Genomic DNA, 10,514 nt, shown 5'->3' with positions numbered 1-10,514 from the left:
CATCCGCACCGCCCAGCTGCTGGAGGCCCCCAGCGGTGCAGCGGGCCTGCGCCTGTCGCCGGAGCTGGTCGACGGCGCACCCCTCGCCGCCTGAGCAACGGGATGCTCACCACCACCCAGCCATCGGAGAGCCTGGTCGGCAGCCTCTGCCGAGAGATGGCCGACCTGCGCCAGCGCTGGCAGCAGCTGGCCGGCCTGCTGGCGGCCTGCCGCGAGGAGAGACTGCTCCTGCGGCTCGGCCAGGAGGCGGCACGGCTGCAGCAACGGCGGTCGGAGCTCCAGCGGCTCGCCCTTCAGCTGGGCCGCATGCCCCTGCGGGACCGCCTGGCGGTGGCCTTGCTGCTGGAGCTCAGCCTGCGCCCCCTGACCCCCTGAAGTGCAGCGGGTCGGGAACGGCGCGGGCGCTCAGGCCACCGTGGCCGGCGCCGGCTGGCCCGCGGCCAGTTCCCCGTCGATCAGCAGCATGGCGGCGGCCTCCTGGCGGCCGAAACGCACCCTGCCCAGCAGGTGGGCGGTGCTGTTCTCGGCGTCGATCTGTCCCTGCACCATCGGATCCAGAAACACGGTGGTGCGCACGTCGCCGGAGCGCTCGGCCATGGCGTAGAGCAGCTGCAGCGAGGTGGTGACATCCGCCTCCATGCGGAAGGCCTCGGCGAGAATCTCCTCGGCGTCGCGCCACTGCTGGCGGGGGGCCGGCAGGGAGGTCAGTTCCACCGTCTGGCCGCGGGCGATCAGGTAATCGGCAACCCGACCGGCATGGTCCAGCTCCCCCTGGGACTCGCTCCGGAGGTAGGTGGCGAAGCCCCGCAACTCCCGCTCTGCGAACCAGATGGCCATGGCCCAGTAGGCCGTACTGGCCTTGCGTTCCAGGGCCAGGTGCTCCTGCAGCCCCTCGAGCAGGGCCCCGTCCATGGGCTGGGCCATGGCCCTGCCGGCGGGCCCGGTGGCGACCACGCTCGTCGCGGCCTCGCTGGAGAGAGAAGAGGTGAAGGGAGTCATGGTCCTCGACGTGGGGGAAAGGATCCATCCCCGGAGACCCAGGGTAGGGGGGCGCCACAACGAAGTCCGAAGCCGCCACCCACCGGCCGGGGCCGCGACCCAGACTCGGGATGCCCTGCACATTCCCCATGGCAGGCACCATCGACCATGCCCTGCGGCTGCGCAGCCTCTGGATCGCCTGGCTGCTGGCCATGCTGTTCCATGTGGAGCTGGGGCTGATGCCCCTCTTCCATGGGCTCTCCCCGGAGATCGAGGGCCATGTGCCCCTCGCCCGCCTGCCGCTGGTGTTCACAGCGATGCTGCTCTACTTCCTGTTGCCCCTGGCGGCGTTGGTGCTGATCGCCTACGCCGCCAGCGATCCGGGCCATATCCGTCGCTGGCGGCGCTGGCGGGCAGGCCACTTCTGGCTCAGCGTCGTCTACACCCTCACCAACATCCCCCATCTGGCGGCCGACATCCTGGTGCCCGATGCACGGGTCGATCAGATCCTGCTGATGGTGGTTCTGGTGGTGATCGGCCTGCTGATCAACCGGGAGGGCTGGCTGTGGTGGCGAACCCGGGCGCAGCCGGGGATCGCATGAGGGGAGCGGCGCCGCCGCGGCCTGCCGGCGTGCCATCGGTTGCCGGAACGGGTGCCATTGATCAGCGCTCTCTGCCTCCGACAACCACCGGCCCGTCGGCCCGCACCGCTGGAGAGGGGATGGATTGCACACCCACTTGGGCTGCCCGGCGCCGGTCCACACCGTTCCAGTCCGAAGGCGGCTGCCATGGCGGTGCCGGGGAGCAGGAGACCGATGCCGGAACCCGCACGGTGGCCCTGCTGGGAGCCATGGCGGTGAGCTACCGAACTGGTGAAGGGGGCCTGGGGACCGTGCGGCAGGCCGCCATCACTCCCCTGCAGGCCCTCAGCTTCATGGCCTTCACCCTCCCCCACACCCCCTGCCTGGCCACGGTGGCCGCCCAGCTCAAGGAATCCCGGAGCCGGAGCTTCGCGATTCGGTCGGTGCTGTGGTCCCTGGCCCTGGCCTGGGTGGTGGCTCTGGTGGTGTTCCAGGGGGCCACTGGCTGCAGGTCCACTGACGGCTGGACCGGTCACTGGCCCCAGCTCAGGCCCGGGCTCAACCCAGCTGGCTGACGACCATCAGAGCCGCCCTATGGGCAGCGGCAGCCGACACCAGGCCGGCCGGGCCGTAACTGCCTTCCAGCGTGGAGACCAGCACGAACTCGGGGGCGAAGGCCTCCGCCAGCGGCAGCAGTTGCTGTCGCCAGGCGGCCAGCAGCTGGGACCCTGAGGTCCCGGCCGGAAGGGGGCAGTTGCAGGTCAAGTCCTCCCCCGGCCCCTCCCCCCGCTCCAGCCGCGTTCCGGTCCCCCGGATGGAGCGGTGCCTGGTGACTGCTGAAGAACAGCACCATCGCCAGCCCATGCTCTGCCTGCAGGTGCCGGGCGGCGATGGCCACGTTGTTGTAAGTGCAGAACGTTGTAGGTGCAGAACCCCATGCCCCCGGTGGAGCCGGCGTGATGACCGGGGGGAGGCACCACCGCGGAGGCGTTGCGGACCTGCCCGGCCATGACGGCCTCCTCGGCCGCCAGCACATCCTCCTGAACCCGCTGCAGATCAAGCGGAGTGTGGCAGCGCAACAACTCCCTCTCGCTGGCGAGCCTGGGGGGAATCACCTGGCATCGACCCGTGCCGGAGATTCCGGATGCCAGGCCCCGGTGGCGTGCTCCCGATACCTGGCACTGCAGACGATGCCGGTGGGCGGGGCTGGGGTCAGCCGCGTTGGAGGCAGACCGAACTGGCGTTCCCCTTCACTCCCACGGCACGGATCGGAATCTGGGGTAGCCATGCCGGCCGCGGCACCGTGTCACTCTCCTCCATCGCCATGGAATCTGCAGAGAGTTGTTCGGCGAGCACGACACCCGCCGACTCCCTCGCCCAGATCTGCACATCAGTGGATGGCGGGCAGTGGAACGTCAGCAGTTCAAATGGAAAGACAACCCTTTCGAGGAAGAAATCTCCCGGCCCGCAGCAACGAACGATGCGCATCCGCTCCGAACAGTTACGGTAACTACAAAGCAACGGATCCATGGCACCCTCGACGTCACGGATTACATCCATGCACTGGAATGTCGATCCCGTCAGTTGCCGATGTGACGAACCCACGGAAATGGGTGTATGTACTCGTCAGCCCGCTGCTCAGCTGCGTCTCAGCCAGTGGGGCGCGCCGGAAAACCAGTCACCCAGATCGTCCCGAAGGGGATCGAAGGCGCTGTCCTCACATGGTTCACCGAGGTCCATCTCCGCCAGAAAATGATCCAGGCCGGGCTTCGGCACCCCCTGCCGCTGCTGTCGCTGGGCCCGGCGCAGCCAGCTCCAGACACTGGCGTCTCGGTCAGCGAACTTCTGCACATAGATGCGCTCCTGCAGGCTGACAGGATCGGAATCGCCAATCCTTCTGATGATCTCCTGCAGTCGCAGACGGGTGTTGGGTGTCAGCATCTTTGCGGCCATCTGATGCCAGAAGATTTAGCCGTTCTGATGGAGACGAAGGTGCCAAAGATCACACAATTCCGTCACCTGTCAGGACTTCCCGAAACATTGCACCTGCCTCCCAGCCGCGGCGGCGAGAACCACGGCAGCAGAATCAACTCCATGCTCTCCGCCACGGCCTCGCCGTCGCCCTCCCGTGCCTTCCGCCCCAGACAGCGTCGACCCGGACCCAGGCGAATGGCTGCTCGTCTACGACGGCGGCTGCCCGTTCTGCCGCCAGTTCGCCCTGAGCAGCGAGCTGCGGGGTGGCCTGCCGAACCTGCGCATCGTCGACGGCCGGGCCGACGCCCCCCTGCGGCGCCGACTTCAGGGCCGGGGGCTGGCCCTGGCCGAAGGGGCCGTGCTGCTCCGGGGAGAGAAGGCCTGGCACGGCGCAGCCGCCATCAGGCAGATCTGCGGGCTGATGTCCCCCAGCGATCCCCTGCTGCGGCTGCTGGTTCCCCTGTTCGGAGACTCCTCCCGCAGCGATCGGCTCTACCCCCTGCTGCTGGCGGCGCGACAGGTGGCCCTGGCGCTCAAGGGCCTGCCGGTGGATCCCGACAGGCCCTGACCTGAAGGGGACCTCACGGCAGAAGCGGGCGGCGGGCCACCGACGCGCTGAAACCGACCGCTTGCAGCAGGGGCGAGGGATCCACCGCCACCAGTCGGCCCTGGCGGAGCTGACGCCATTCGAAATGGAGCTGGGCGGTGCTGGCCGAACCGCTGCGGCCCACCCGGCCGATGGGCGCGGCTGCAGCGACACCCGCCCCCGGCAGGACGGCCACGTCCAGCAGATGGCCATACAGACTCTGCCAACCAAGTCCGTGGTCGATCACGACGACCAGGCCGTAGTCAGCCACTTCATCCACCAGCCGGACCGTACCCGGCAAAGCCGAGAGAACGGGAGTTCCCTCCGGCACGACCAGATCGAGGCCCGTATGCAGACGCCAGTCGGTGCTGGAGTCGGCCAGACGCCAGCCGAAGGGGGCCACCTCCGTGGGGCGCTGCGCCAGTGGGAATCCCAGCGCCCCGGCCTGGAGCGCCGGTGTCACCCCCGCCGGAGCGGGCCGGTACCTGGATCGCAGCGACTCGGGCAGGCGTTCGTTGCCTCCCAGATCGCCAACGGGAATCTCCACAGGCACCTGTCGGGGCCGGGGCTGGGGCTGGGGATCCCCCATCGCCAGCAGGGGCGGCGCCAGCAGCCAGGCCGCCGGCAGAAGCCAGCCCAACAGCACCAGGGTCGGAATGGGTCGGCGTCGGGACGTCATGCGCCTGCTGCAGAGGCTGTCGCGCCTTGGTAGCGCCACGGAGAGCCTCTGCCAAGACGGGCTCCGGCCCGACCTCAGCCCCGAGGCTCAGCCGCCGGCCCCCCGGGGAGCACCACCATGGCGCTGGCGACGGCCGTATCCATCACGATGCGCAGGGCGACGCAGGGATCGATCACGTCCCTGCCCAGGGTGATGGCCTTCTGGGCCACCAGGCCGAAGAGGATGGGCCATGCCGCCGGGTCGGGGCAAAGTTCCCGGGCCACAGGCAGCACGGCGGGCCAGAGGCTCGGCAGCTGCTGCAGCGACTCCTGAGAGGGCCGGTGCGGGTCGGGGACCCGGGGCACACCGAACGTCTCATGCCCCAGGGTGGCCATCCCGTGGCGCCACAGGTCCGTCGGATCCGGCAGGTCGGTGCATCCGGCCTGCTGGGCGGCGCCGGCGGCCAGGCTCCAGGTGGCGAAGGGGTCGTTGAACAGCATCCCGACCAGCCCCTCCCCCACCAGGAAGGTGCCCCCGTCCCCGGTACCGACGACATGCAGTCCCGCCGTCTCCTCCCGGCCGGCGGCCCTGGCGCGGGCCCTCAGACTGGCCTGGCAGGCCTGCCCGGCAAGGGAGCCGCACACCGCCAGGAGAGATTCCACATGGACCCCTTCGGCCGTCGCCATGGCGTCCAGCAACCGGCGGCTGACCTCCTCGGCGCCGATCCTGGCCGCCGCCAGAGGATCCTGGTTCCGGCGCGCCTGGAGGGCGTTGAGCAGGGGATCACGGGGAGATTCGCTCATGGCGGAAAGCGGCCGGAAAGGACGGGGCCACAGGGGGCCTGAAGCAGCGTTCCCCCAGGACGTCCTAGGAACGCCCCTGGCGGGTCCCCCTCGCAGCGGGATGGATCACCAGCGTGCCGGCGATCTTGTCGTGCCAGCCCTGGCGACGGGGATCCCAGGCGACCCATAGGAAGCCCAGCAACAGCGGCAGGGTGGAAAGGACATAGCCGAGGTAGCGCAGGCACCACTGGCGCAGGGAAGGCTCCCCACCGGAACGGGCGTCCACGATCCGCAGACGGAACAGCAGCTTGCCGGGGGTGCCCTGCTTCCAGCGCCAGAAGAGGATCACCAGCAGGGCGGAGAGCACGGTGCCGATCACCAGGTCGGCGGTGGCGCTGCGGAGCTGGAAGAAGAGGCCGTAAAACAGCAGCAGAAAGGGTCCGGTGATCAGGGAGATCAGCACCGAATCGACCAGCGAAGCAGCCGTGCGGACCCAGAATCCCGCATAGGCCATGGCCGGACCAGGCAAAGAGCAGGACACAGCCATCGAACCATCCTCTCCGTTGGGCCGCGCGGGCAGCCGCAGCGGTGTTAGGACAGTACGAATCTCCCTTCAATGGCCCATGCGAGCCCTGACCTTCTTCTTCGCCCTGATGGTGGGTCTTGCGATGGCCTTTCTGGCTCCCGCGATGGCCGGCGGTCGCGACCAGGCTCCCGCAGCGATGATGGCTCCTCTGGCCACCGATCTCAGCCCTGAACCCAGCGATCAGCTGGCCAGCGATCTCCTCGCCGAGTTCGAGTTCGACATGGCGCCCGGCCTCGACTCCGCTGCCGCCTGAGGCGAGCCCCACCCAGAGCACCGGTTGAGCTGGCTCCCGAACCCATGGCTGGCTCCCTGCTCGATACCCCCAGCGCCCTTCTGTCCCTGAAGCCTTCCCCGGCGGCCCGAGCGGCGGCGTCGACGGATCGCCAACCCATCGGCAGGGGTTTTGCAGCCCCAGGCCAGGGCAACAGGGCCCGCACGATCGGATCCAAAGGCCGACGCAAGAAGGGCACGGGCCTCTCCGCCGCCGACCATGGCCCCCTCGGTCGCAGTCCCGACATCGTCGCGATCGAGGCCCGTTCGCGCCTTGGGCTGGCCCTGGCCGGCCGATTGCGGCCCGCCGACGTCTCCCTGGCCTGGAAACGGGCCGCCGCGGAGCATCACCCCGACCGGGGGGGCCACCACGCCACCATGCAGGCGATCAACGGAGCCAGAGATGTGCTGCTGGGCAGGGGTGTGACCTGATCGACCGAGCCGCACCAGCCGTCCATAAAGGGGGCCGGAGACATCACACCAGTCCCGGCAGCAGCCACCAGCTGCTCTGCCGATAGGCCGCAAAGCCGGGATAGCGATCGGCCATGGCGGCCTCCTTGCGGATCATGCGCGGCAGATACAGCGCCAGCACCGAAGCCGGCAGGAGCCAGGCCCAGGCTGAACCGGCGATCACCGCGAAACTGCTGTAGCGGAGCAGGTCACCGAGATAGTTGACGTGGCGGATCCGTCTCCAGGCCCCGTCCGCCACCAGGGTGGCTCCCAGTTCCTTGGCCGTTCCCTTCTGAACATCGGCGGCGGTGTTCAGAAGCGATCCGAAGACGTAGAGGATCAGACCGAGGGCGGTCGTCAGGGGTGCCAGGGGCGCCGGATTGGCCATGGCGAGCCAGCCCGGCAGCGCGTAGAAGACGCCGACATAGAGCACGATCGCGATGACCTGGAGGGGTTGCACCAGCTCGGTGAACAGCTGGCGGGACCTCCAGGGAAACAACGCCTGTTCGAGCAGCCACCAGACGCAGTAGCTGACGTGAAGGGAGAGATAGATCACAACGCGCTGGTCATCGAGCCCCAGCACCAGGGCGGGGATCAGCAGAGCCACCGCGGTGGTCACCTTGGCAATGTTGATCGCTTGCAGCTGGGTCATGCAGGGCCGTTCGCCGTGCTCCGATGCTGGCAGGAACCTCAGCCCTCCGGAGGAGCGGAAGCGGGGAAACGGCGCAGGTACTGGCCGACGGGCAGGGGCCTGGGCTGGTCATACCCCACCGGCAGCCACAGATCGCCGACAGAGGAGGCGTAGTGGATCTCCCAGTGGTACAGACCGGTGAAGGCAGCAGGGTCCTCCCGGAGCAGTTGGGCGTAGAGCAGCACCGCGTTCACGTAATGGTTGCTGTTGTTGTATCCCCAGAGGCCCCGGCGGATATCCCTGAGGCCACCACGACGCACGAGGTAGCGGGCAGCGGCATGGATCGCATCCTGGGGATCGCGGATGTTGCCCTTGCCGATGCCTGGCTCAGCCCAGGTGCTTGGCAGGAACTGCATCGGGCCCCGGGCATCGGCCACAGAGACCCCGTCGATGCGGCCCATTCCGGTTTCCACCAGATTCACGGCGGCCAGCACCTCCCAGGGAATGCCGGTGGCGGCCGCCGCCTCGCGGTAGTAACGCAGCAGCTGATCGGCCGCTTCGGGCGGGATGATGCGCCAGGCGGGGACCACAGCGGAGCGACGCTCCCCCCGGTGCATGGCCAGGAACTCCCGGCGAGCGGCCACGTGCAGGTCGAGCACGGTCTGCCAGCGGGCGCTCAGGTAAACCCGCACCTGGTTGGCGAGGGCCTGATCCTCGGACAGACGGCGGTAGATCACCTGCTGGCGGTGGCCCAGTTCGGGCAGCTGCGCGGCGTCCGTGGAGTCCGAGCGCAGCGCCTCCTCAACCGACACCAGCTGGGCCGCGATGGCGGCAGGGTCCGACGGAAGCCTGGGGTAGGACCGGACCGCCGCAGCCTGCTCCTGCTGAGGGCGCTCCACCGGCGGGCCCTGCCCAAGGGGAGCTGGATCCGTGGCGGTGGACGGAACCGTGGAATCGGGCGGGAGCCCCGACCGGACCACCGCTGTGGCCGCGGATGCCAGCAGGGAAGCAAGCAGAACGTAGGTGAGGACACGCATGGAGCGGCTCGCAGCGGTGGAGGAATCAGGTCTTGGTGAGCCAGTAGAACTGATAGGCCTGCAAGGCAATCCTGCTGCCGGACTGGGAGGGGCGGCGCCCGCTGTAGAGATCGATCAGTGGGTCATGGCTGCTGAACACGGAATGACCCAGGGAATCGAGATCGAAGAACTGGGGCTGATCATTGAAGTTGGCAAGCACAAGCACCATTTCAGAGGGGCGCAGATGATTGAAGCGAACGAAGGCAAGCAGATAGTCATTATCGAGATTGAGAATATCGCGATTATTGAAGTCTGCAAAGGCTGAGATCTCCTTGCGGATGGAGATCATCTTTTTCATGGCCGTAAAAATGAAATATTCCGCGGTTCCCTGCTTCATCCTGAGCTCAGCTTTGTCCCAGTTGATCTTGGGCCGATGCACCCAGCGCGTGTCATTGCTCTTGCTGGGATCGTCGTAGAAGCTGTAATCATTCAGAACGCCAAGAGCATCTCCGTTGTAAATGAGCGGTATGCCACCAAAGGAGAGGATGATGCCGTGCATCAGCAGGATGCGGCTGATCGCCGTGGCGATCAGTTTCTGATCATTGGACTCAATTGCCGATTCAAGCCCGACCAGGGAGGCGAGGGAACCGCAAATGCGGGCATCGCCGGTGGCATCGTTGGGCATGAAGGCCACCCCACGGGGGATCGAATCGAAATCTCCTTTGAAGTAGTCGATGAGGAAGCGGCGATGGGCCCGGGGCTCGTAACCGACCAGCTCAATGTCCTTGTCATCAAAGCCGAAGCCGATGTCATCATGACAACGGACATAGTTCAGCCAGGTGGCCCGTTCAAGCTTGTTGGGCAAGCTCTTGATGCCCTGGGAGAGAAGCTTGGTGTTGCGAGTCGCCACGCTGTCCCACAACAGGGCCATCAGCGTGGCGTTGTAAGCAATTTCGCACTCCTTGGCAACGATGGCGTCTTCACCGAAGTACTTGGTGATTTCGATCGGCGCCACGATGGCCTCCGCAATGAACAGAACGCCAGGTGCTGTCACCTGGCAGCAATCCTTCATGAGCTGGAGAATGAGATGGGCCTTGCGTTCGTTCTGGCAGGTGGTGCCGAGCTTTTTCCAAAGAAAGGCAACGGCATCAAGGCGCAGAACGTCGACCCCCTGGTTGGCCCAGAACAGCAACACATCGAGCATCTCGATGAAGACAGCCGGATTGGAATAATTGAGGTCCCACTGGTAGTCGTGAAAGACCGTCATCACCCATCGGCCCATTTCCTCATTCCATGTGAAGTTACCCGGATCAGTCTCAGGGAATACCTCGGGCATGCTCTGCTCAAAGACATCAGGAATATCTCTGTTCTGGAACGTATAATAATAATCCTGATACTGCTCATCGCCAGCGATGGCACGCTTGGCCCACTCATGCTCATCGGAAGTGTGATTCAGGACAATATCGAGGACGAGGAGGATGTCCCGCTTTCTGAACTCCTCAGCAATCCGTCGCAGATCGTCGATATTGCCGACCCGATCGTCGATCTGACGGAAGTCACTGATGGCGTAGCCGCCATCACTCTTCCCGGTGGGACACATCAGAATGGGAAGGATGTGGACAATATTAATACCTAACTCTTGAAAGTAGCTGATCTTGTTCTCAAGATCGGCCAGGTCTTCGGCAAAACCATTGGAATAGATGGCCATCCCCACCCATTTCTGGGACAGGAACCAGTTGTGATCGTACTCTCTCTGGATATCCATCGCCTCCAGATCAGCCGATCGATCGATATAGCCGCGCGCCATGGTTTCCACCAAGCGCAGAAGCTGCAGTTTGAAGTCGTCTCGATGACCGTAAAGGGTGACAAATAGAGAATGGATCGCGTAGAAGTTAGCCCCGAGCCTGGTGTAGAAGTGGCGCAGATCCTGACGACGGATCTCCGGCCTCAGATCATCCAGGATGGAATTCAGTAGCGAATGGGAGATTTGCTCGTACATGGA

At 66.1% G+C, this 10,514-nt stretch carries 17 protein-coding genes; 6 read left to right on the top strand and 11 right to left on the bottom strand.

Translation table 11 applies throughout. From position 1 onward, the window contains the following. Window positions 1-102: 102 nt before the first annotated feature. Window positions 103-375: a hypothetical protein gene (locus tag KUG41_RS00990; protein ID WP_216900170.1), complete on the top strand. Its 273-nt coding sequence runs from the start codon at window positions 103-105 to the stop codon at window positions 373-375. A gap of 30 nt (window positions 376-405) precedes the next feature. Here the strand turns inward: KUG41_RS00990 and KUG41_RS00985 are convergent, their stop codons facing one another. After that, a complete protein-coding gene (locus KUG41_RS00985; protein WP_216900168.1) occupies window positions 406-999 on the bottom strand; it encodes a ferritin in 594 nt (197 codons plus the stop codon). A 128-nt stretch (window positions 1,000-1,127) separates the two neighbouring features. Between KUG41_RS00985 and KUG41_RS00980 the strand changes: the two genes are divergently transcribed. Together KUG41_RS00980 and KUG41_RS00975 are read left to right on the top strand one after the other, a co-directional pair. Continuing rightward, window positions 1,128-1,580, top strand: a complete 453-nt coding sequence (locus KUG41_RS00980; protein ID WP_216900166.1) for a hypothetical protein — start codon at window positions 1,128-1,130, stop codon at window positions 1,578-1,580. Window positions 1,581-1,699: 119 nt separating this feature from the next. Next, complete coding sequence (locus tag KUG41_RS00975; RefSeq protein ID WP_216900164.1) at window positions 1,700-2,134, top strand: nucleoside recognition domain-containing protein; 435 nt, start codon at window positions 1,700-1,702, stop codon at window positions 2,132-2,134. Here the strand turns inward: KUG41_RS00975 and KUG41_RS00970 are convergent. The 4 genes from KUG41_RS00970 to KUG41_RS00955 all read right to left on the bottom strand — a co-directional run bounded on the left by KUG41_RS00970 (window position 2,118) and on the right by KUG41_RS00955 (window position 3,500). Then, the gene (locus KUG41_RS00970) at window positions 2,118-2,324 is read right to left on the bottom strand and encodes a hypothetical protein (RefSeq protein ID WP_216900162.1); all 207 of its coding nucleotides are present in this window, start codon (window positions 2,322-2,324) and stop codon (window positions 2,118-2,120) included. The genes KUG41_RS00975 and KUG41_RS00970 overlap by 17 nt on opposite strands. Beyond that, a complete protein-coding gene (locus KUG41_RS16015) occupies window positions 2,321-2,569 on the bottom strand; it encodes a hypothetical protein (RefSeq protein ID WP_371733987.1) in 249 nt (82 codons plus the stop codon). Before KUG41_RS16015 ends, KUG41_RS00970 begins: the two co-directional genes overlap by 4 nt. A 202-nt stretch (window positions 2,570-2,771) precedes the next feature. Continuing rightward, window positions 2,772-3,089 (bottom strand): DUF1830 domain-containing protein, encoded by a 318-nt coding sequence (locus tag KUG41_RS00960; RefSeq protein WP_216900159.1) that lies wholly within the window; start codon window positions 3,087-3,089, stop codon window positions 2,772-2,774. Between the two features lie 108 nt (window positions 3,090-3,197). Further along, window positions 3,198-3,500 carry a hypothetical protein gene (locus KUG41_RS00955; protein ID WP_216900157.1) on the bottom strand — a complete coding sequence of 101 codons (303 nt, stop codon included), beginning with the start codon at window positions 3,498-3,500 and terminating at the stop codon, window positions 3,198-3,200. 187 nt (window positions 3,501-3,687) lie between these two features. Here KUG41_RS00955 and KUG41_RS00950 point away from each other — a divergent pair, with 187 nt between their 5' ends. Next, window positions 3,688-4,101, top strand: a complete 414-nt coding sequence (locus tag KUG41_RS00950) for a DCC1-like thiol-disulfide oxidoreductase family protein (RefSeq protein WP_216900155.1) — start codon at window positions 3,688-3,690, stop codon at window positions 4,099-4,101. 13 nt (window positions 4,102-4,114) lie between these two features. Here KUG41_RS00950 and KUG41_RS00945 read toward each other — a convergent pair whose 3' ends face one another. The 3 genes from KUG41_RS00945 to KUG41_RS00935 form a co-directional block, all read right to left on the bottom strand. Further along, the gene (locus KUG41_RS00945) at window positions 4,115-4,798 is read right to left on the bottom strand and encodes a M23 family metallopeptidase (RefSeq protein WP_216900153.1); all 684 of its coding nucleotides are present in this window, start codon (window positions 4,796-4,798) and stop codon (window positions 4,115-4,117) included. 74 nt (window positions 4,799-4,872) lie between these two features. Then, window positions 4,873-5,580 carry a hypothetical protein gene (locus KUG41_RS00940; RefSeq protein ID WP_216900151.1) on the bottom strand — a complete coding sequence of 236 codons (708 nt, stop codon included), beginning with the start codon at window positions 5,578-5,580 and terminating at the stop codon, window positions 4,873-4,875. A 64-nt stretch (window positions 5,581-5,644) separates the two neighbouring features. Next, window positions 5,645-6,073, bottom strand: coding sequence for an RDD family protein (locus tag KUG41_RS00935; protein WP_216900149.1), 429 nt, complete (start codon window positions 6,071-6,073; stop codon window positions 5,645-5,647). A gap of 109 nt (window positions 6,074-6,182) precedes the next feature. Here KUG41_RS00935 and KUG41_RS00930 point away from each other — a divergent pair, with 109 nt between their 5' ends. Next, entirely contained in the window at window positions 6,183-6,398 is a 216-nt protein-coding gene (locus tag KUG41_RS00930) for a hypothetical protein (protein WP_216900147.1), read from the top strand. A gap of 44 nt (window positions 6,399-6,442) precedes the next feature. After that, on the top strand, window positions 6,443-6,847 hold the full coding sequence (locus KUG41_RS00925; RefSeq protein WP_216900145.1) for a molecular chaperone DnaJ: 405 nt from the start codon (window positions 6,443-6,445) through the stop codon (window positions 6,845-6,847). Between the two features lie 43 nt (window positions 6,848-6,890). On the opposite strand, the gene KUG41_RS00920 is transcribed toward KUG41_RS00925, so the two are convergent. From KUG41_RS00920 to KUG41_RS00910, 3 genes are read right to left on the bottom strand one after another with little or no spacing between them, the layout of a single operon-like run. Further along, entirely contained in the window at window positions 6,891-7,517 is a 627-nt protein-coding gene (locus tag KUG41_RS00920; RefSeq protein WP_216900143.1) for an isoprenylcysteine carboxylmethyltransferase family protein, read from the bottom strand. A 38-nt stretch (window positions 7,518-7,555) separates the two neighbouring features. Then, window positions 7,556-8,533, bottom strand: a complete 978-nt coding sequence (locus tag KUG41_RS00915) for a lytic transglycosylase domain-containing protein (protein ID WP_216900141.1) — start codon at window positions 8,531-8,533, stop codon at window positions 7,556-7,558. A 25-nt stretch (window positions 8,534-8,558) separates the two neighbouring features. Then, window positions 8,559-10,511, bottom strand: coding sequence for an alpha-amylase family glycosyl hydrolase (locus KUG41_RS00910; RefSeq protein WP_216900139.1), 1,953 nt, complete (start codon window positions 10,509-10,511; stop codon window positions 8,559-8,561). Window positions 10,512-10,514 lie beyond the last annotated feature (3 nt).

The organism is Synechococcus sp. CCY 9618 (genome assembly GCF_019038415.1).
GTDB lineage: Bacteria > Cyanobacteriota > Cyanobacteriia > PCC-6307 > Cyanobiaceae > Cyanobium.
The sequence above is the reverse complement of the archived record's forward strand: the minus strand, read 5'-3'. Positions and strand labels throughout refer to the sequence as shown.